This is a genomic window from Streptomyces sp. NBC_01498, from assembly GCF_036327775.1.
GTDB lineage: Bacteria > Actinomycetota > Actinomycetes > Streptomycetales > Streptomycetaceae > Streptomyces.
In genome coordinates, this window is the sequence record NZ_CP109598.1 from 2,533,524 (window position 1) to 2,554,341 (window position 20,818).

Consider the following 20,818-nt stretch of genomic DNA (forward strand, 5'->3'; position numbering starts at 1 on the left):
AAGTTCGGCATGCTGAAGTACGAGGACATCGTCGATGCCCCGGTGGAGAAGCTGAAGGCAGCCGCCGACGACTGGGCGGAGATGACCGGCAAACTGGACCGGCTGGCCCAGGACGCCCAGGACGGCATGAAGTCCGGTGCGGACAAGGCCGCCTGGCAGGGCGTCAACGCGGGCGTCACCAAGGAGTTCATCGCCAAGACGGCCAAGGAGTTCACGGACGCCGCCGCCGAGGCGAAGGGCGTGAAGCTGATCCTGGACGACGGCTACGCGGCCATCAAGAAGGCCAGGGACGACCTGCTGAACATCCGCGACCACGAGGGTCCGGCGGCCGGTGTCCACGTGGGCGCCACGGGCAAGGTCACCGCCCGGAACTCGATCCAGGAGCTGACGCCGCAACAGCGCGCGCACGATCCGGACTACCAGGAGATCCTCCGGCAGGAAAGGCGGAACGTCGCAGCCTGGCAGGCGAAGATCGACAAGATCGTCGAGACCTGCGGTGACACCGACGTGGCGTTCAAGAACGCCCTGGAGGCCAACGTCACCGACCGCAAGGACTTCAGCGGCCCGACGTACACGAAGCTGGACCAGGAGGAGGCCGCGCGGGCCGCCGCGCTGGCGGCCAGGGGCCGGGACCTCACCCACACCGAACTCCAGGCCCTCAACGAGCTGTTGGCGGACAACGGCAAGTCGGTGGAGTTCTCCAGGAACTTCTACGAGAAGCTCGGCCCGGAGAAGTCCCTCGCGTTCTTCGGTGAGCTGGCCACCGACACGTCCACCTACGGCAAGGTCGACAGCGAACGGCTCAAGGACGTACAGGAACTTCAGCGGAATCTGGGGCTGAACCTGGCCACCGCCTCCCACGACCCGAAGTTCACCGCCGAATGGGGCCCGGAGCTGCGCAAACTGGGCACGGAACGCATCCCGTTGTACAAGGGTGACTACAACGGGGCCTTCGGGTACCAGCTCCTCGGCGGCATCATGCGGACCGGGAACTACGACCCGAAGTTCCTCAACCCGATGGCCGAACACGTGGCCCAGCTCCACCAGAAGGACCCGTACCTGTTCGCCGACAGCAAGATGATGCCCGGCACGATGGCGAACCCGTTCAACCCGTCGGGCGCGGGCGGCGCGGGCTACGACCCGATGACCGCCATGCTGGAGGCCCTCGGCAACAGCCCGGACGCGGCAAAGCAGTTCTTCACCGACCCGCCGACCGCGTACAACGAGGACGGCACGGTCAACGCCGGCGCGACGGCCGGCCTCGGCAAGACCGGCGACACCGCGATCACCAACTACCTCGACTTCTTCGGCAACGAGAAGTGGGAAAGCTTCCCCGACATCAACGGGCATCACCCGGACGACGCGGAGAAATCCGTCGCCCACATGCCCGACGCCCTGGGCCGGGCACTGGAAGCCGCGACCCTCGGCTATCCGGCCGGACACCCGGACGGCAACGTCGCGCGGGACGCGGACAACGCGGCGGTCATGCGGCAGGTCATGGAGAAGTACGGGACGGACCCGGCCCTGCTCGATCAGCAGAAGGCGCTGGCGGACAGTCTCGGGACCATGGGAGCCGGCTACATCAACGACATCAACTGGGCGCTCGCAGGCACCGGCCCCGGCAGCGTGTTCGGTGGGGGGCCGACGGAAGGCCGCATCGACTTCGACTACTCCTCCGGCGGCGACGGCGAGAGCACCGTCCGCGATTTCCTCAGCGCCGTGGGTCAGCACCCCGACGCCTATGCCACGCTCTCCACCGCCGAGCAGGTTTACACCCGCAGCGTGCTGGAGGCGCAGGTCGGACCGGACGGCAAGGTCGATGAGGGGGGCGCCAGGACCGCCATCCGTGTCGGCTCCGAGGTGCAGGGCATGCTCGACCAGACACGCGCCGACCAGGTGATTGCCGACAACCTCGACAGCCATGAGGAATTCGAGAAGGCGGTAGCCAAACGCGCTGGTTTGATCGAATTCGGGACGGCTGTCGGGGTGGGCGCTGCTGTCGCCTTCCTGCCCGCCGCTCCGGCGGTGGGCGCGGCCGCGGTCCTCATCCCGCTCGCCTCCGACGCCGGCCCACCCCTGGTCGAAGGGACCGTCGGCCAGATCGTCGGTGCGATCTCCGAGAAATCGGTGGACGAGAACGAGGACAAGGTCAAGGAATTGAACGAGGGCGAAAGGCGCACGATCTATTCCTCCGGCGAAGGTCGGGCCATGGCGCCGCTGAACGAGTTCATGGCGCGAAATGGAATAGATCCCGAGGGCGAGTTCGGCGCTGATCTCACCGAATCCCAACTGGCCGGCTATCAAAAGGGCAACAGTCGTGCCGAGCAACAGGGCCACGATCCGGAAACCGGCTGAAGGCACCCGTCAACCGGCACCACGACGTCTACGGAGAAGGATGCTGATGATGACCACCCGCCGGAGGACACACGGGCTCCTCTGCGTGGCCCTGGCCGGTTCCCTGGGGTTCGGGGCCGTGGGCTGCGGTGGATCCGGCGGCACGGACGCGAAGGCGGCCGACACGTCCGTGACGGCCGACGAACTGTGCGCCGTGGGAGCCGTGAACAAGGGCGCGGCCGGGGCGCTCGAAGTCATCACCGGTACGACCTTGTTCGCTCCCACCGGTGGGGAGTCCGCCGTCGCCGCCGCGGCCGGGGAGTTGACCGGAGTGGCCGCACCCCTGGGCTCCGGGACCGGAGAGATCTGCAGTATCTATCCGCGTCCCGAATCCGGCGGCCCGGCCGATGAGATTCGTATCGTCTGGAGACTGAGCAGCACCCCGCCGAAGGAGGACACCGCCCGGAAATTCACCAGGCTTCCCATGGGCGAGAAAGCCGGTGCGGCTCACGACTCCGCGTTCGTCACGTTCCCTTGCTCGCCGGAGGACAAGCCTCTCGCGTCGCCCGACCACGTCAGTGTCTGGGCGCAGTCACGGGCAATGCCGACGGAGGCCGAGGGTGATGTGCGACCGCTCAAGAACGCCTACGCCACCCTCGCCCACTCCTTCGCCCTCGCCATGGCGAAGGAGCTGAAGTGTGAGGACGGCGGCGGGCTCAAGCCCGAGCCGTCACTCGTCCCGGCGTCGTAGCCCGCCGCGGCACCGAACGGCGCCGCGCGCTGCGGCTGCCCGCCTCACGCGGAGGCGGGCAGCCTCGGCAGCCTGTGGACGTCCCTGGCCGTTCCCGTGACCCCGGACAGGAAGCCCTGCGCGCGTGGTGACGCGTTGTCCTTCAGCCACTCCGGCGCGATGTCCCACACCGCGACCCGCACGCCGGTGCCGGCGAGCGCGAGCGGCAGGGTGTGCACGACCGTCGACGGGAAGCTGAGCACGGTCGACCCGATCGGGCCGCGCCGGGCGATCAGTTCCAGCGGCAGGTCGGGCCGTACGATCTCCAGCCCCGTCTCGGTGGCGAGCCGGTGCAGTTTCTCCACGCTCTCGCGGCGGTGCGCGAAGTACCGCTTCGCGCCGTGGGTGCGGGCGAGCGAGCCGACCGCCGTCACGTACTGCTCCAGGTCGACCACGCCCGTCTCCACGAGCGAGGTGCCGACCATGTCCGCGCCCTTGGCGATCCGGGGCGGGCCGAAGGTGGCTTTGGTCCACTCGAAGGTGTTCGGGGTGACCGTGATGCCGGGCACCGCCTCCACCGGCATCGAGGTGAAGACCTCGACGCCGCGGGTGCGCGAGGGCGTGAGCCGGCGCCGCGCGACGGCGGAGACCGGCGCCAGCACCAATTCGCGCGGCCCGCGCCGACCGCCCCGGCGGTGCCAGCGCACCAGCGGTTCGCCGTGCACGAGTTGGGCGATGAACTCCATCGTCGCCGTCCCGTCGTCCACGACGGTCAGCTCCTTGCCGCTGACGAGGGTCAGCAGCAGCTGTACGTAGCGGGAGAACGGGTCGCCGATGACGATCCGCCGGGCCCCGCGCAGCAGCGGGGCCAGTTCCCGTACGGTCCGCAGCGGCGCTCCCGCGCCGCCGCGGGCCTCCTGCCAGCGCACCGTGAAGCCCGCGTCGCGGGCCAGCTCGGCCATCCGGCGGAGCTGGCCGCGCGACATGGGGTCGGTGGGCGACAGGACGACCACGGTGAGTTCCGCACCGGTCGCGCTCGCCCGCGCCCACTCCAGCACGTTCAGGAGTTGGACCGGGCTCTCCACGAATGCGATGGCGCTGGGCGGGGGCGTGCGCACCCCGGAGGGACGGCTCATGGCTGTCAGACCGCCACGGGCTGTGCGCCGTCCGCGGACTCGGCGACGACACCGGCGACCCGGCGGAGCTTCTTCATCGGGCCGAGCTCCGACTCGTACACCTTCTTGACGCCGTCACCGAGGGACGCCTCGATGGTGCGGATGTCGCGGACGAGGCGGGTGAGGCCCTGCGGCTCGACGGAGGCGGCCTGGTCGGAGCCCCACATGGCGCGGTCGAGGGTGATGTGGCGCTCGACGAACGCGGCGCCGAGGGCGACGGCGGCGAGGGTGGTCTGGAGACCGGTCTCGTGGCCGCTGTAGCCGATCGGCACGTTCGGGTACTCGGCCTGGAGGCTGTTGATGACCCGCAGGTTCAGCTCCTCGGCCTTGGCCGGGTAGGTCGACGTGGCGTGGCAGAGCAGGATGTTCTCGCTGCCCAGCACCTCCACCGCGTGGCGGATCTGCTTCGGCGTCGACATGCCGGTGGAGAGGATGACCGTGCGTCCGGTGGCGCGCAGGGCGCGCAGCAGCTCGTCGTCCGTGAGGGACGCGGAGGCCACCTTGTGGGCGGGGACGTCGAACTTCTCCAGGAAGGCGACGGCCTCGGTGTCCCACGGGGAGGCGAACCAGTCGATGCCGCGCTTCTTGCAGTGGGCGTCGATGGTGCGGTACTCGTCCTCGCCGAACTCGACCCGGTGACGGTAGTCGATGTACGTCATCCGGCCCCAGGGGGTGTCGCGCTCGATGTCCCACTGGTCGCGCGGGGTGCAGATCTCCGGGGTGCGCTTCTGGAACTTGACGGCGTCGCAGCCGGCCTCGGCGGCGGCGTCGATCAGCGCGAGCGCGTTGTCGATGTCGCCGTTGTGGTTGATGCCGATCTCACCGGTCACGTAGACGGGGCGGCCGGGACCCGCGGTGCGGGTGCCGAGGGTACGGAGACGGGAGTTGGTGCTCAGCGAGCTCATCAGAAGGTCCTTACTTGGTCGAGATGTCGGCGGTGGTGCCATGGGGGGGCGCGGGGGTGTTGACGTCCAGACCGGGACCGAGGAGCCAGGTGGCGATCTCACGGATCGCCCCGGCGCCGCCGGGGGTCGTGGTGACGGCACGGGCCGCCGCGCGTACGGCGTCGTGAGCGCTCGCGACGGCCACCGGCCAGCCGGCGAGCGCGAAGCACGGGAGGTCGTTGACGTCGTTCCCGACGTACAGCACCCGCTCAGGGGTGACCCCGTGTTCGTCGCACCACTGCTTCAGTGCGAGATCCTTGCGGTCGATGCCGTGCAGCACCGGCACGCGCAGCTTGCGGGCGCGTGCGGCGACGACCGGGTTCTGCTCGGTGGAGAGGATGAGCAGTTCCAGGCCGGCGCGGCGGAGGGCGGCGATTCCGAGGCCGTCGCCGCGGTGTACGGCGACGGTCTCCTTGCCCTCCGAGTCGACGAGCACCCGGTCGTCGGTCTGGGTGCCGTCGAAGTCCAGTACGACCGCGTCGATGTCGGCGCGGCCGGGCAGCGCGGGCGTGTCCAGGAGCGGCGCGAGGGCGCGGGCCCGCTCCAGGTCGTGCGGGTCGTCGATCTCCAGCACGCGCTCGGGGTCGGTGCTCACCAGTTCGGTGCGCCCGAAGAAGCGGTGTCCGGCGTCCCGGAAGCCGTCGGCGCGCATCGCGTAGGCGGCGCCGGTCTCCAGGTATTCCTGGGGGCGGTCCTGCCTGCGGGGCCGGTTCGACTTGTCGTGGTTGACGCCGAAGCCGTCGCTCTCGGAGCGCCAGATGAAGCCGTGCGTCGGGGCGACGGTCAGCGCGCTGTCGGCGCCTCCGTCGGTGACGGCGGCCACGACGCCGTCGAGGTCGCCGGGGGTGATGAAGGGGCTGGTGCACTGCACGAGGAGGACGACCTCGGTCCGGTACGCGGCACCGCGCATCGCGCCGTACGCGTCCATGGCGTGCAGGACGGCCGCCTCGCTGGTCGCGGTGTCGCCCGCGATGGCGGCCGGCCGCAGGACGACGTCGGCGCCGGCGGCGCGGGCGGCGTCGGCGATGGCCGCGTCGTCGGTGGAGACGACGACGTCGGTCACCCGCCGGGCGGCCCGGCAGGCGAGCACGGCGCGCACGACGAGCGGGACTCCGCCGACCTGGGCGAGGTTCTTGGCGGGGACGCCCTTGGATCCACCGCGGGCGGGGATCACGGCGAGGACGGTCATGGGGGGTTCTCCTTGCTCTGCTGCGTCGTGCTGGTGCGCGGGGGTGTGTGCTCCCCCGGCGTCGTGCCGTCCGTACGGGCGTTCCTCCGCCGCGTCGGCGGATGCCTGCTCGGCCCCGCCGGACCAGCCGGACCAGCCGTAACCGGCGAGCGCGTCGCCCGGCAGGGTGCGACGACGCACCCGGGGGCCGGGGCCGGGCACGACGGCCGAGGTCGCCGCGGAGCCGGGCGGGACGGACGAGGTCACCGCAGGGCCGGGGCCGGGAACCGGCGCGGCCACGGGGCCGGGTACGACGGCCGCAGCCGTCGCATGACCGGGCACGACCGCCGCGGCCGCCGTGTGGTCGGAGCCGGACACAGGAGCGGTCGCGTGGCCGGAGGCCGGGGCCACCACCGAGCCGGAGCCGGGAGCGGCCACGGAGCCGGGCACGACCCCAGCAGCCGCCACGTCACCGTGAACCGGGGCCTCCACGTCACCGTGAACCGGGGCCTCCACCGAGCCGGAGCCGGGAGCGGCCACGGAGCCGGGCACAACCGCAGCAGCCGCCGCAGCCGCCACGTCGCCGTGCACCGGGCTCACCGCGCGGCCCTCCGCCGAAGCGGCGGTCTTCGGGTCGGGGCCCGTCCGGTCCGGGGTCACAGTTCGCCCATCCGCCGGATCACCGGGGCCACCCGCTGGACGCCGTGGCGGTACGCCCCCCGGGCCGCCGCGCGGACGGTGTCGCGGACCACGCGGCGGACGCCACTGGGTCCGGCGGCGCCGGCGCGGCCGGCCGCCGTCAGCGGGGTGCCGTCGGCCGCGAGGTGGTAGCGGGCGAGGAGGCCCGGCAGGTAGCCGGGGGCGGTGGTCGCCGTGTAGTAGGGGCTGATCGGCGGGAGCGCGCCGCCGTCCAGCAGTGTGGCGAGGCGCGTGCGGGCCGTGTCGAAGGCGGAGGCGTACGAGCCGTCGGCGGCGACGCCCTGCCGGTCGGCCCAGACGGGGTCGGCCTTGGGCCGCTGTCCGCCGTCGAGCTGGTCCCAGGAGGCGAGGCAGCCGGAGCCGATGAAGTGGTGGTTGCCGAGGGGTTCGCGGACCCCGAGGTCGGTGAGGATCGCGGTGGGGATACGGCGGTGCAGGGCTTCCAGCGCGGCCGTGGACGAGACGGTGACCAGCAGGTCGGTGCCGTCCAGGACCTCGCCCATGTTCCCGTACACCAGGCGGAAGTTGGGCGGCGGTCCGCCGGGCAGCTTCTCGGCGAGGCGCTGGTACGGGAACTCCTCGACGTGCGTGGTCTGCTCCCCCACCCGGCTGCGCAGCTTGAGCAGCACCTCGCGGCGCGGGTGCAGCCGGGCGTGCTCGACGAGCCGGCGCAGCAGGTACGCGCGGTCGGTCCGGGTCAGCGGGACGGACGGCTGGGCGGCGAAGACGACGGTGTCGCGGTCCTCCCGGGGGGCGTAGCGGGCGCCGCCGAGGAAGGGCAGCGCGGCCTCGGTGACCGCCTCGGAGCCGGCGCCCACTCCCTCGTACACGTCGCGGAAACGGGCCGCGTCGTGGCGGGAGTTGGCGAGGACGACGTCCGCGCCGTGGCGCAGCAGGAGCCCGTCGGACAGCTTCTCGTAGACGACCCCGACGTAGCCGGTGACGAGGACGGGGCGGTCGGGCAGGCCGAGTGCCGCGATCCCGTGCAGCATCGCCTGGACGGCGCCGCCGACGAGGGCGAGGACGACGACGTCGTACGCCTCCTCACGGAGGACGTCCAGGAACTCCGTTCCGGTCATCTCGCGCAGGGCGTCGGCCTCGGCCCCCACCTCCGCGAGCTGGCGGGCGGTGGGGGTCGCTCGTCCGCGCAGCAGGAAGCCGCTGAGCTTGATGTCGCGGTCGGCGGGAGCGATGCGGCGCGCGGTGAGCGCGCCCCATTTCCACCGGGTGTCGGAGTCGGCGAGGACGGCGATCCGGACCGCTTGGTCGGTACGTGAGGGCACGTGTTGGACGTTAGGAAGCCATTCCGTTTGGCGGCCCAACGGCACTGCAATAAAGGGTTAACAGCGGGTCGACAGCGAACGAAATGGCACAGGATCGGGGCGGGTTAACCATTCGGCCATGTGTCGTTCACCTCGCATCCCCTGGAATGTCGGAACGAATGACGAGCGGCCCCCTAGCGTCACCGGGGTGGTGAAGCTCTCTGTGGTCGTGCCGTTCTACAACGTGCAGACATACGTCCCCGAAACCCTCCGAAGCCTCGCGGCGAACAGCGGGAAGGATGTCGAGTTCCTGCTCGTCGACGACTGTTCGACGGACGGGACCCTGGAACTCCTGCGCCGGGCGGAGCGCGAGCTGCCCGGCGCGGTCCTGCTGCGGCACGAGAAGAACGGGGGGCTGGCCACCGCGCGCAACACGGGGCTGGACGCCGCGCGCGGTGAGTACCTCACCTTTCTCGACGGCGACGACTGGGTGGCGCCGGGCCACTACGCGCGGCTGCTGGCCACCGTCGAGGGGCTGGGCTGCGACTTCGTCCGTACGGATCATGTCCAGTTCACCGGCCGGACGCGGACCGTGCACCGGGTGCCGGTGGGCCCGCGCGGGGTGGTGCTGACGCCGCGCGAGACGATCCTGCCCGCCGACCGGACGACGTCCGTGGACTACGCGTACGCCTGGGCCGGGATCTATCACCGGCGGCTCGCGGACCGGGGGCTGCTGCACTTCACGGACGGGCTGCGGACCGCCGAGGACCGGCCGTGGATCTGGCGGCTGCACCGGGAGGCCGGGTCGTTCGCCGCCGTGGGGCTGCTCGGGATCTTCTACCGGCGCGGGGTCGCCTCGTCGCTCACCCAGATCGGCGATGTACGGCAGCTCGATTTCATCCGCGCGTTCGACCAGGTCATCGAGGAAACGGCGGCGGACCGTGAGGGTGAGCGCTTTCTGCTGAAAGCCGTACGCACCTATCTGGCGATCATTTCGCATCACCTGGCGGCCAAGGAACGATTCGAACCGGCCGTGGCTCGAAAATTGCGCACGATGAGTGCGGCGGCCATGGGACGACTGCCGCAGGACGTATTGAAAGAGGCGCTGAACTCGATGGACCTGGACCGCTCGACCCAGTTGCGCAGACTGCGCCGGCGCCAGGGCGCGACCGGGAAGGCGGCGGCCTGATGTCCCTGCCCGTCCCCTCCGGCCGTACGACGCGGGTGTTCTACGCCTCCACCCTGTACGGCGCCGCCACCCTGGCCGCCGCGATCGACGCCGGGCTGTTCCCGGCCGCCGACCGCTCCGTGCTGGTGGTGAGCAACAACGCCGGTACGCCCGAACTGACCCCCGCCGTCCACGAGATGCCCGGCTTCGAGGCGCTGCGCGACCGGTTCGGCGAGGTGCTGTCCTGGAACGGCGTGATCGCGCCGTTCCACCCCGGCGGCTGGGTGCCCCGCGAGGACGACCTGCCGCTGTGGGAGCGCCATCTGCGCCTCGCCTGGGGCCTGGGCGACGACACGGTGGAGCTGGTCCTCGAATCGATCCAGGTCAGCCCGGCGCTGACGCTCGCGGAGATTTTCACGGCCGCGCCGATCGAGGTGTACGCGGACGGGCTGATGAGTTACGGCCCCACCCGCAACCGGCTCGACCTCCAGGTCGGCGCCCGGGTGCGCAGGCTGCTGCACCTCGATCTCGTACCGGGTCTGGTACCGCTGCTGCTCACCGAGTTCGGTGTGCCGTCCGAGCCGGTGCCGACCCCGGCGTTCCAGCGGGTGCTCGGTCAGCTCACCGACGTGGCGGGGGACTTCGCGACCCCGGACCCGGCGCCGGCGCTGCTGCTCGGGCAGTACCTCGCGGCGCTCGGCATTCTCACCGAGCGCGAGGAGGAGGACCTGCATCTGCGGATGGTGCGGGGCGCGGTCGCGCTCGGGCACCGGCACGTGGTGTTCAAGCCGCATCCCACCGCCCCGGCCCTCTGGTCGCGGCGGCTGGAGGAGGAGGCGGCGGCGCTCGGCGCCGAACTGACCGTGCTGGACAGCCCGGTTCTGGCCGAGGTGCTGTACACGCGGCTGAAGCCGGCGCTGGTGGTGGGCTGTTTCTCGACGGCGCTGTTCACGGCGTCGGCGTTCTTCGGCATCCCGGTCGCCCGCACCGGCACGGATCTGCTGCTCGACCGGCTCTCCCCGTTCCAGAACAGCAACCGGGTGCCGGTGACGCTGGTGCACGCGCTCGTGCCGCCGCTGGACGACGACGGTGCGTTCCGCCCGGAGCCGGCCCCCGCCGGTCTGGTCACGGCCGTCGGCTTCACGATGCAGCCGCAGATGCACCCGGGGCTGCGGCCCGCGACGGAGCGTTTCCTGGCGGGGCGGCTTGACCCGGACACGCTGCGGTACTTCAAACGGCGCCGGCTGACCACGCTCGGGCTGCCGGGCGCGGTGGGCCCGCAGCTCGTCCGCATCCCGCAGAACGCGGCGGCCCAGCGCGTGGTGCGCCGGGCCCGGCGGCTGCGCAGGGCGGTGCTCCGGCTGCGCGCCTGAGCGCACGGGGAGCGCGCGGGGAGCGGGCTGGACGGGTGGTCGGGCGGGGCCGCACTTGGTGCCGACCGACTGTCTCTCACCGTTTTGTACGATAGTGGATCTTTGATCCATTTGGTGGCAATTTACGGAAGGTTGCATTCTCAACCGGTTCCGGCGCGTTGTTAGCCACGTGGAACCACGTGAACTCTGGGATCGGAACAGCGTCCTCGCCGAGGCGTTCTGCGCCACCGACGAGCAGGTACGGCAGGCCCAGACCGTACTGGACGAGGCGCAGGCGGAGCGCAGCCGTACCCTCGCCGCGTTCGCCGTCACCGTCGGCAACGACGGGGCGGTGGCGGATCTGATGGGGCTGAGCGAGCGCGAGGTGCGGCTGGCGCGGCGCACGGTCGGCAAGAGCGACGCGCGCAGTGTCGCCGAGGAGCTGCTGGACCGCCCGTCGGGCATCCACACCCAGCCGATTCCGCAGGCGGTGCAGGCCCCGGCGCCCGTCCCGCAGCAGGTGCTGCCGCCCGTCGCCCCGGCGGACGATCCGTACGGCGACCCGCACGCCGCGATGTACCAGCAGCAGGCGCACGGCGGCGGCGTCCAGGGGGACCTTCATCTGCCGCACCCGCGCGCCGAGTCGGCCCCGCTCGGCGAGACGGGCCCGCACCCGGACACGCTGTCCGCCCCGCTCCACCCGGCGGAGGCCGAGAACAACGCGGTGGTCTGGTCGTCCAGCATGGACTCGGTGCTGCTGTGGAGCTGGCAGTCCGGACTCGACCTCCAGACGGTCGCCGGTGAACTGGGCCTGGACATCCGGGCGTTGCTGATGCGCGTGCAGGCCCTGGCCGACAACGGGATGCTGACCCCGTCGTCGTCCCAGACGTCCGAGGCGAACCGCGCGGGCCGCCACCGCCGCCACCACGAGGAGGCGTACGCCGCGCTGTTCAGCCCGACGGCGACGTTCCCGCAGGTCCACTACTGACGGGCCGGCCGCTTCTCCTCACCGTCGCCGTCGCGGGGTCCGGGTCCGCGCCCGGGTCCGGATGTCACATACCGGTGCAGGGCCTCCCGCCCTCCCGGTGTGAAGCCCCATTCGTCCACGACGTCGAGCAGATCGGCCATGGTCATCCAGTCCCACCAGTCGATCACGGCGGGGTCCGGAAGCACGGCCGTCGGTACGAGGGCCTCGTGGGCCCCCAGCCAGTAGGGGCTCACGCCGCCCCGGCAGAGGAACTTGAAGAGGAAGCGCACCGGGGCCCCGACGCCCAGTTCCTCGGCCAGTTCGCGGCCGGCCGCCGCCTCGTACGACTCACCGACGTCCACGGCGCCGCCGACCGTCACGTCGTAGTACCCCGGGAACCTGGCCAGCGTCCGGGCCCGCCGCACCACCAGGATCCGGCCTGCGGGGTCACGGCAGAACGTGGCCGCCACGCGGTGCGGCCACCTCTTCCGTACCGCTTCCTCGCGTTCGACGACCCCCAGCACCTGGTCGTTCTCGTCGACATGCTCCACCCGTTCGCTCATCACGGCACGATCTCAGAGGATTCCGCCCAGCGCCGGAAAAGCGGGCAAATGTTCCCGGACCGAAACAGCGTACGGCGCCGTACGGGCCACGAGCCCGTACGGCGCCGGAGAACGGAACGGTGACGCGTCAGCCGTCAGGGGTCGGCGGTCAGCGGCCGGCACCCGCCACCCGGTGGTCAGCCGCGCAGGATCGCGCGCAGGTCCGCCGCGTTCGACTGCGTCACCTTCCACAGCTCCTGCTGTCTGCCGTGCACGTCGGCCACCGACGCCGTGTGGTCGTTGAGCAGACCCAGCGCCCGCTCGGTGAGCACCGCGCCGAGGTTCTTGTCGTGCACCGAGACGCCCCACTCGGGCCGGTCGATGTCCGCCAGGAAGTACGCCATCTTCGGGTGCGAGATGAGCGAGATGATCGGGGTGCCGCAGCCGAACGGGATCATGCCCGCGTGACCGCGCATGCCGATGACCAGCTTCGTACGGGCGTAGGTGTCCCTGATCGCGTCGTTGTCGAAGTCGTACATCGGGACGACCGGCAGCGACACGCCGTGCTCACGCCGCAGGTCGAACGCGATCTTCTCGTCGTCCAGCGAGTGCGCCACACAGCGCACCTCGGTGTGCTTGCCCAGCTCCCGTACCGCCTTCGCCATCTCGGCGAGGAAGTGCGCGTAGTCGTGGCCGAAGCGCAGCCCCGCCCGGTCGTACGCGGCGTTGATCATGACGGTGTTCTCGCGCTGCCCGGGGGCCGGGTCGGTCCAGCCGTCGACCAGCTGGCGCAGCACCGTGGTCGGGCAGGGCTGGAAGCGCACCTTGTCCTGGAGCGAGGCCGGCAGCAGGGCGCGGACCTTGTCGATGGAACCGTGGTTGCGGAGCGCGAAGAAGGCGCTGCGCTCCACCAGTTGGCGCAGGGAGGAGTTGAAGCGCCCGGCGCGGTAGGACTGGCCGTCGAAGGCGTTGAAGCCGACCGCGTAGACGACGATCGGGACGTCGATACCGTTGAGGTTCTCGTCGGGGACGTTCCACTGCCAGGCGCTGTTGCCGTTCGGCGCGGTGTCCGGGATGAAGAGGCCGCCGCCGCCGATGACCAGGCCGCGCCGGGCGTTGACCCGTGCGAGCGCCGCCTTGTCGAAGAGGCGGTGGGCGTGGATCGAGTGCCAGCGGGCCGGGCCGGTGTCGGTGTCGGCGCCGCCGTTCGGGCCGGTGCTGGTGCCGACCGCGAGCCGTACGGTCTCCGGCAGCAGCTTGTCTCCCGCGTTGCCCTGCTGCGGCATGTAGAAGGCAACGTGGGCGAGTTGGTCCTCGGGGGCACCCTCGCGCGGGGCGGGCAGGTCGTGGCCCCGGGTACGCAGCCGCATCAGCCGGTTGGACCGGTGCGTGGGGTCGGCGGCCAGGCCCCGCATGGCGTACTCGTGCGCCGTCGCGTCGTCGCCGTGGATCCAGGCGATCTGCGCGAGGCGCCCGAAGGACGTCGCGGCGCGGCTGGGGAACGTCGTCGCGAGGTGCAGATGGACCTCGGACTCCGCGTACCGGGAGACGCTCATCAGCGCGTGTCCCAGCACCTCGTGCGGCCAGGCCTCGTCGACCGGGATGTGCACGCTGCCGAGGATGTCCGCGGCCTCCTGGAAGCCGCCCGTGTTGATGTGCGCGTGGGCGACCCTGCGGGCGCACTCGACGTCCCCGGTGCGCTCGACGTGCTCGGTGCCGTACTTGATGACCAGTTCGTGGTGCAGTTCGCCGGGGAGGTCCATGAACGCGGCGTAGAACTCCGCGTCCGTCAGGTCGAATTCGCGCCAGCGGTCCTCGGCCTGCGCGTATCCGGCCTCGCCGCCCTGCCAGGGCTTGTGGCGTCCGGTGAAGTGCAGGACGGCGGTGTCCTCGGGGACGGGCAGATCGCCGGAGAGCCGCCGCTTGACGAAGTTGTACCGCGAGTCCAGCTGGACGAAGTCCCCGTCGAGCACCGCGTTGAGGATGCCCTGGTCGTGCTTGTTCAGCTCGTAGTCGCCGCCGCGTCCGGTGGCGTCGATCCGGGCGCAGAACTCGTCGCTCAGATACTCGCGCTGGATGACGAGCAGTCCGCTGTTGAGCTTGTGCTCCCCGTAGAAGAACTGCGGTACGGCGGCAAGTCCGTCGCGCAGCTTGAGCAGTTCGGAGAGATCACCGAGGACGACCATGTCGGTGTCGAGGGTGATGACCGTGTCGTAGTCGCGCAGCCGGAACACGTCGAGGATGAAGTACGCCTTGCGGACCAGGTAGTTGTCCTGGTCGCCCTTCTCGTACGCGTCGTAGCGCCCGGCGTCCACGCGGTGGAACCGGACCCGGGGGTGCAGGGCCCGGATCGAGGCGACCGACTGGGGCCGCAGGTCGTCGTGGAGGACGATGAAGTCCTCGCAGACACCGGGGTTGGAGAGCGCCAGGCTGCGCAGCAGCGCCAGAAAGCCCGGCAGGTAGTTCTCGTCCACGAAGGACGCGAAGGCCAGCCGCCGTTTGCCGGTCAGCTCGTTGGCGGACAGCGGTGCGGCGGTGGGCCCGACGAGGGCATGGGGGGTGGCGGTCATCGCAGGGAGATCCTCATGTCGGTCACGCTCTGGGCGCGTTCCATGACCCACGCCTTTTCGCTGGTGTACTCGTGCACGGACGTGATGGGCATCCGCATCGCTTCCTTGACGCGGTAGGCACCGCTCTCGTAGAAGTCGAAGCCGATCAGGTCGAGCGTCGGGCTGACGTCCAGGAAGTCCAGCAGCCAGAGCATGTTGAAGCCGCTGGTCGGAATGGCGGCCCACACGTCGGTGTCGACCTGGCCGATGTTGCGCAGCGGCCAGCGGAGCGACTCGTCGTTGACGTAGGTCTGGGCGCCGGGCACCAGCCGGTTGCGCAGGGAGTTCTTCCAGTCGTGGCTGAGTCCGCCGAAGACCAGCCGGGTGGTGACCTTCTGGTCCCAGTTGAAGCCGTGCTTGTGGATGGTGGTGTGGATGTCGGTCCGCCGGCCGGTGGCCGGGGCGTCGATCCGGTACGAGTTGAAGCGGACCACCAGGTCGTACGCGTCGATCTCGGCGCCCATCGAACCGCGCCCGACGCGCTGCGAGTTGGCGATCAGGCAGATGGACTTGCCGGCGATCTGGTTGCGGAACTCACCCAGCGTCAGCCACTGGACGTCGCCGAACGTCGGGTCCGGGACCAGTCCGCGCAGCCGGCCGCGCCGCATGTCGCCGTAGAGGGCGGCGAGTTCACGCGCCTCTTCGACCGGTCCGCCGGCCGCCAGACGCAGGTCCAGATACTGACCGATGGAGACCTGAAGGTCCGTCACCGGGCTGCCGTCGCCGCGCATCGCGAGCAGCGCGCCGACCAGCAGCGGCTCGGCACCGGCCCGGTCGCCGGCCTCGTGCCGCGCGACGCCCTCGGCCCAGGCGTCGGTGGCGCGGCCGTCCGCGTACTCCGCCGCCTGCGGGCAGCCGCGTTCGAGGAGCCGCAGCAGTTCGTCCTGCTTCTCACCGGCGGTGCGCAGACCGACGATGCGGGGCGCGACCCCGAAGCCGTCGTCCTCGGTCAGGGTGAGGTAGCGCTCGTACGCGGCGATGGCGGCGGGCTCGTCGCCCATGGCCTCCAGCGTGCGCGCGCGCAGCCGCCAGCCGGCCCGCGAGTTCTTGCGCTGGGTCAGTACGGCGTCGCTGATCAGCAGCGCCAGCTTCCGCTCGTCCTCGTACCCGCACTCCAGGGCCTTGTTCCCGGCGGCCAGCAGCGCGTCGAGCAGCTCACCGCTGAGCGAGCCGCCCGTCCCGGCGACCGTCCCGGCGACGACCTTCTTGGCCGCCCGGCGGATCAGCGGCGTGGCGGCGGGCGCGGCCGGGGCGCTCTCGGCGGGCCCGGAGGCGTGGGCGGCCAGTACGGCACGCAGTCGCTCGGCCAGCTCGGCGCGTCTGCGGGCGAGGCTGCCGACCACCTTTCCGCTGTGTACGGCGCAGGCGCGCAGACACACGTCCAGCTCGGTCGGCGTGATCCGGTCCCCCCGGCCCGGGATCTGCCCTGCTCCGTCGGGCGGCCCGGCCGGGCCGTCCCCGTCGCGCGGCCTGAGCCATCGGTTGCGGACCTTCGTCATGGTGCTCCCAAGCGTCTGACTGCCCGCGATCAGGTTGCGGGTCCGCGACAGACTAGGAAACCCGCGCGACGGGAAGATGAACTGACCACGACGGCGGATGGAACGGCGGGAGCCCGAAAAATGGTTGCGCCGACGGGTGTCCCGGCGGGAGGCTCGTCGGCCGTACTCCGAACCAGCGGGTACCCGGACGCGCCCGGCCGAACCGGCCCCGGGGGTACTCCCGGGCACCGGAAGGGACCCCCCGTGCCACGCCCCGAGGACCCCTCACCCACCGGACCGGGTGGACCCGTCGTACGTGAATTCCCTTTGCCGGGGCGGGAGTCGGGGCCGTACGGCATCGCCGCCGGTTCCGACGGGGCGCTCTGGGTGACTCTGGCGCGGAGCGGCGGGGTCGCCCGGCTCGGCACGGACGGCGAGGTGACCGTGCACGGCCTGGGCGCGCCGGACGTCCGCCCGACGGTGATCACGGCGGGCCCGGACGGGGCCCTGTGGTGCACGCTCAACCAGGCGGACGCGATCACCCGCGTCACGGTCACCGGCGAGGTCACCTCGTATCCGCTGCCGACGCCCGGCAGCGCCCCGTACGGCATCGCCTCCGGCCCGGACGGCGCGCTCTGGTTCACCGCCATGAACACCGACCGGGTCGGACGTATCACCGTCGACGGGGTGGTCACCGAGTTTCCGCTGCCCGTGACGGGCGCCTACCCGTCGGTGATCACGGCGGGCCCCGACGGGGCCCTGTGGTGCACGCTCAACCAGGCCGACGCGCTCGCCCGCGTCACGGTCACCGGCGACGTCACGCTGTATCCGCTGCCGACGACGGGCGCGGGCCCGGTCGGGATCGCGTCGGACGGCGAGGCGGTGTGGTTCGTGGAGATCGTCGCGGGCCGGGTGGGCCGGATCACGGTGACGGGTGACCTGCGGGAGTTTCCCCTGCCGGACCGCGCCGCCAAGCCGCACGCGATCGTGGCGAGGGGTCCCGGTGACTGCTGGTTCACCGAGTGGGGCACCGGCCGGGTGGGCCGGATCAGGGGCGACGGCACGGTCACGGAGTACGACCTGCCGTCCCCGTCCCCCTCCCCGTCTCCATCCCCCGCCTCGTCCCCGTCCTCGGAGCCGCACGGGATCGCGGTCGGCCCGGACGGCGCGCTGTGGGTCGCGCTGGAATCGGGCTCGGTGGCCCGGGTGGAGGCGCGATGAGCCTGCGATTCGTCGCCGTACCGACCCGCGACGGCACCGTGCTGCGCGGCATCCACCACGCGCCGGCCGACCCCGGCCCGGTGGTGCTGGTCCTGACGCCGTACGGGGCGGACCGGTATCACGCGGACGGCCGGTTCTTCGCCTCGCGCGGCTACCACTTCGTCAGCCTCGACTCGCGCGGGCGCGGCGACTCCGACGGGGAGTTCCGCCCGTTCCACGACGACGCGGCCGACGGGCACGACGCGGTGGAGTGGCTGGCCGAACGGGCGTGGAGCACGGGCGACGTCGTCACGTACGGCGCCTCGTACAGCGGATTCGTCCAGTGGGCGCTCGCGGGCACCCGGCCCCCCGCGCTGCGCGCGCTCGCGCCCGTGGCGTCGGTGTGTCCGGGCGTCGACTTCCCGGCGGTGGGCGGGCTCACGGCCGCGTACGCCGTCCGGTGGCTCACCTTCGTCCGCGGGCGCCGCCTCAACAGCGGGCCGTTCGGCGACAGGGCGTACTGGCGCGAGATCCACCGGGAGCACGGCGACCGGCCGTTCCGGGACCTGGACGTGGCCTCGGTCGGCGAACGGCTGCCGGCCTTCCAGGAGTGGCTGGACCACCCGGCGTACGACGCGTACTGGGCGTCCTTCGCCCCCGCCGCGCCGGTCACCGTCCCGGTGCTGACGATCACCGGCCAGTACGACGACGACCAGCTCGGCGCCCTCACCCATCTCGACCGGCACGACGCCGGCCACCCCGGCGCACCCTTGCCCCCCGACCGGCACACCGCCTCGCACCTCGTGATGGGCCCCTGGGACCACCCGGGCACCCGCTCGGCGGCACGCTCCTTCGGCGGGCTGGAGTTCACCCAGGACTGCGTGATCGACCTGCCGGCCCTGCACGCCGACTGGTACGACTGGGTGCTCGGCCGGGGCCCGTGTCCCGATTTCCTGGCCGACCGGGTCACGTACTTCCACATCGGCGGCGGCTGGCGGCACTCCCCGTCCCTGCCCGAGGGCCCACCGGCCCGGCTGGACCTACCGGCGACCACGCTGCGTCTGGACCCGGATCTGGTGGAGGACGAACCCGACGGTTTCCGGGAGGAGTTGACGGACACCGCGTTCGTACATACGGCCCCGGCGCACGCCGTCACGGGCCGCCCGCGCGTGGTGCTGACGCTCTCCTCGGACCTGCCGGACTTCGACCTGCTGGTCCAGCTGTACCTGCTGCCGTCCGGGGAGGACGACGCGACCCTCCTGACGGAGACCCCGTTCCGCGCCCGCCACCACGATCTGACGCACCCCGTGGAACTGACCCTCACGTTCGTCTCACGCGCGGTCTCCCCGGGCGACCGCTTCGGCCTCCGCCTCCGCGCCCCGCACCGCTGGTACGAGACCAACCACGCGGCACGGGGCGAGGTCCGGCTGGGGGCGGGCTCGTACGTGTCGATCCCGCGGGCGGAGGGATAAGGACGGGGGCGGGTCCGCACCGTGCCCGCCGCCCCGCCTGCCCGCCTGCCCGCCTGCCCGCCGGACGGGGCCTAGGTGCGTGGCGCCTCCAGCACCACCACACTCCAGGAGACCCCCGCACGCCCCAGCCGGTCGGGCTGCTCCCGCGCCAGCAGGGGGAGGAGCCCGGTACGGCGTCCCAGGACGACCACCTCGGAGAGCGAAACGTCGAACATCCGCCGCCCGACGGGAATCGGGCCATGGCGAAGGGTGATGACCACCCGGCCCCCGGGAGCGAGAAGGGACCGGACGCGTTCCATGGCCGTTCGTCGTTCCCGCTGGTCCAGATGCATCCACACACCGACGCTCAGAACGAGGTCGAACGGCCCCCGCACTCCCTCGACGCCGGGGAGCGCGCTGTCGATCCAGTGGACGTGTGCGTCGGCGTGCGTCCGGCGGCCGATCTCGCGGAGCTCGGCCGTCGGTTCGACCGCCACCACGTCGTATCCCAGCCCGGCCAGCGCCGCCGCGTCCCTGCCCGAGCCCGCCCCCAGATCGACGGCTCTGCCGGGCGGCGGAGGGAAGAAGGGAAGTGTCTCGCCATGGACCTCCTGGAAAGAGACGCTTTCGTACTGACGTGCAAGATCTTCCGCGGCGGCGCCGTAGCCCGCCGTCCCCGCGATGAGCGGCATGCGATTCTCCGGCCGTGGCTTCTCCGGCTCAGGTGAGGAGCCGATGCTTCCCCGACGCTATGTCAGTGGCCCCATGCCGGGCATCGGTCTTTCGAGCGACAACGAGATCATTTCTCGGCATTCGACCCGAGCGTCTATTCGACAGTAGACCAAGGGACCAGCCCTCCCACTCCAGAGAAATTTCCCGCCTGGTCAACCGGTGGACGACACTCATACGAACGGACTCCCGCCTCGTCACTTTCGGCCACATCGGAGGCGAGCGACCTCGGCCGCTTGCGCGGGCGCGCCGAATTTTCGTAAACTACGCCCGCAAACCATTCACAACGGCGCACCTGATCATTCCCGTGGCAAGGGGCGGCCATGCAGCATGGAATTCAGTGCGCCGAATCCGACTTCTGCGACGAAATCATCGGCGCGCAGGACACGACGTTCTCGTCCGTGTACCGAGGCGATCCGCCGAGCCGGGTCCTGCTGGACACCGAGCGCTTCCGCCTCATCGTCGACATGTCGCCGCTGTGCGCCGGCCACCTTCTTCTGATTCCGGTCGACCACTATCTGAGCTTCGCCGAACTCATGAGTGAGCACGGCGCGGAACTGGCGACGATCCTCGCGGAAGTGAGCGACCGGTACCGGCACACCTTCGGCCGGCTCACCATCCTCGAGCACGGTTCGTCCTCCGCCATGAGATCCGGCGCCTGTATTTCTCACGCGCACCTTCATCTGCTTCCCGTCGACGCCCATGACGTCATATCCCTCATCCGGACCGACGGACTCGCGTCGACCGCCCTGACGGATCTGCGGGAGTTGACGGCCTTCGGCGGAGAGCCGTATTTCCTCTGCGGCCACGAAGGCGAGTACCACATATTCGACGGGAGCCGCCCGATTCGAAGTCAATATCTTCGCTCCGTCGTCGGCCGGCTGCTCGGAATACCCGACCCGCTGTGGGACTACGCCTTGGTCGTCCGCCAGGAACTGCTGCGCGAGACCATGACACGGACCCACGACTGGTGGGCCGGCCCGACCGACGACGAACCTTCAAATTGAACG

16 protein-coding genes are annotated in these 20,818 nt (G+C 71.3%); 8 read left to right on the top strand and 8 right to left on the bottom strand.

The window, feature by feature from the left end; translation table 11 throughout:
- Positions 1–9: 9 nt before the first annotated feature.
- Both OG875_RS10510 and OG875_RS10515 read left to right on the top strand, forming a co-directional pair.
- On the top strand, positions 10–2,355 hold the full coding sequence (locus tag OG875_RS10510) for a hypothetical protein (RefSeq protein WP_330173960.1): 2,346 nt from the start codon (positions 10–12) through the stop codon (positions 2,353–2,355).
- 46 nt (positions 2,356–2,401) lie between these two features.
- Positions 2,402–3,085, top strand: a complete 684-nt coding sequence (locus OG875_RS10515) for a hypothetical protein (RefSeq protein WP_330173961.1) — start codon at positions 2,402–2,404, stop codon at positions 3,083–3,085.
- A 44-nt stretch (positions 3,086–3,129) separates the two neighbouring features.
- On the opposite strand, the gene OG875_RS10520 is transcribed toward OG875_RS10515, so the two are convergent.
- The 4 genes from OG875_RS10520 to OG875_RS10535 form a co-directional block, all read right to left on the bottom strand.
- Positions 3,130–4,200 carry a hypothetical protein gene (locus OG875_RS10520; protein ID WP_330173962.1) on the bottom strand — a complete coding sequence of 357 codons (1,071 nt, stop codon included), beginning with the start codon at positions 4,198–4,200 and terminating at the stop codon, positions 3,130–3,132.
- A 5-nt stretch (positions 4,201–4,205) separates the two neighbouring features.
- Positions 4,206–5,144 carry an N-acetylneuraminate synthase family protein gene (locus OG875_RS10525; RefSeq protein WP_330173963.1) on the bottom strand — a complete coding sequence of 313 codons (939 nt, stop codon included), beginning with the start codon at positions 5,142–5,144 and terminating at the stop codon, positions 4,206–4,208.
- Positions 5,145–5,154: 10 nt separating this feature from the next.
- Positions 5,155–6,372 carry an acylneuraminate cytidylyltransferase gene (locus OG875_RS10530; protein ID WP_330177693.1) on the bottom strand — a complete coding sequence of 406 codons (1,218 nt, stop codon included), beginning with the start codon at positions 6,370–6,372 and terminating at the stop codon, positions 5,155–5,157.
- Between the two features lie 635 nt (positions 6,373–7,007).
- Positions 7,008–8,333, bottom strand: coding sequence for a DUF6716 putative glycosyltransferase (locus tag OG875_RS10535; protein WP_330173964.1), 1,326 nt, complete (start codon positions 8,331–8,333; stop codon positions 7,008–7,010).
- Between the two features lie 187 nt (positions 8,334–8,520).
- On the opposite strand from OG875_RS10535, the gene OG875_RS10540 reads away from it, so the two are divergent.
- From OG875_RS10540 to OG875_RS10550, 3 genes are all read left to right on the top strand, one after another.
- Positions 8,521–9,501: a glycosyltransferase family 2 protein gene (locus OG875_RS10540; protein ID WP_330173965.1), complete on the top strand. Its 981-nt coding sequence runs from the start codon at positions 8,521–8,523 to the stop codon at positions 9,499–9,501.
- Positions 9,501–10,853: a polysialyltransferase family glycosyltransferase gene (locus OG875_RS10545; RefSeq protein ID WP_330173966.1), complete on the top strand. Its 1,353-nt coding sequence runs from the start codon at positions 9,501–9,503 to the stop codon at positions 10,851–10,853. Before OG875_RS10540 ends, OG875_RS10545 begins: the two co-directional genes overlap by 1 nt.
- Before the next feature lie 169 nt (positions 10,854–11,022).
- Complete coding sequence (locus OG875_RS10550; protein ID WP_330173967.1) at positions 11,023–11,820, top strand: hypothetical protein; 798 nt, start codon at positions 11,023–11,025, stop codon at positions 11,818–11,820.
- On the opposite strand, the gene OG875_RS10555 is transcribed toward OG875_RS10550, so the two are convergent.
- From OG875_RS10555 to OG875_RS10565, 3 genes are all read right to left on the bottom strand, one after another.
- Positions 11,814–12,362 (bottom strand): NUDIX hydrolase, encoded by a 549-nt coding sequence (locus OG875_RS10555; protein ID WP_330173968.1) that lies wholly within the window; start codon positions 12,360–12,362, stop codon positions 11,814–11,816. The genes OG875_RS10550 and OG875_RS10555 overlap by 7 nt on opposite strands.
- Positions 12,363–12,538: 176 nt before the next feature.
- Entirely contained in the window at positions 12,539–14,911 is a 2,373-nt protein-coding gene (locus OG875_RS10560; protein ID WP_330173969.1) for a glycosyltransferase, read from the bottom strand.
- Positions 14,908–16,449 carry a hypothetical protein gene (locus OG875_RS10565; RefSeq protein ID WP_330173970.1) on the bottom strand — a complete coding sequence of 514 codons (1,542 nt, stop codon included), beginning with the start codon at positions 16,447–16,449 and terminating at the stop codon, positions 14,908–14,910. Before OG875_RS10565 ends, OG875_RS10560 begins: the two co-directional genes overlap by 4 nt.
- A 243-nt stretch (positions 16,450–16,692) precedes the next feature.
- Between OG875_RS10565 and OG875_RS10570 the strand changes: the two genes are divergently transcribed.
- Positions 16,693–17,649, top strand: coding sequence for a Vgb family protein (locus OG875_RS10570; protein ID WP_443079096.1), 957 nt, complete (start codon positions 16,693–16,695; stop codon positions 17,647–17,649).
- A complete protein-coding gene (locus OG875_RS10575; protein ID WP_330173971.1) occupies positions 17,646–19,100 on the top strand; it encodes a CocE/NonD family hydrolase in 1,455 nt (484 codons plus the stop codon). Before OG875_RS10570 ends, OG875_RS10575 begins: the two co-directional genes overlap by 4 nt.
- A gap of 71 nt (positions 19,101–19,171) precedes the next feature.
- Here the strand turns inward: OG875_RS10575 and OG875_RS10580 are convergent, their stop codons facing one another.
- On the bottom strand, positions 19,172–19,771 hold the full coding sequence (locus tag OG875_RS10580; protein ID WP_330173972.1) for a class I SAM-dependent methyltransferase: 600 nt from the start codon (positions 19,769–19,771) through the stop codon (positions 19,172–19,174).
- Positions 19,772–20,131: 360 nt separating this feature from the next.
- Between OG875_RS10580 and OG875_RS10585 the strand changes: the two genes are divergently transcribed.
- Entirely contained in the window at positions 20,132–20,815 is a 684-nt protein-coding gene (locus OG875_RS10585) for an HIT family protein (RefSeq protein ID WP_330173973.1), read from the top strand.
- Positions 20,816–20,818: the final 3 nt, after the last annotated feature.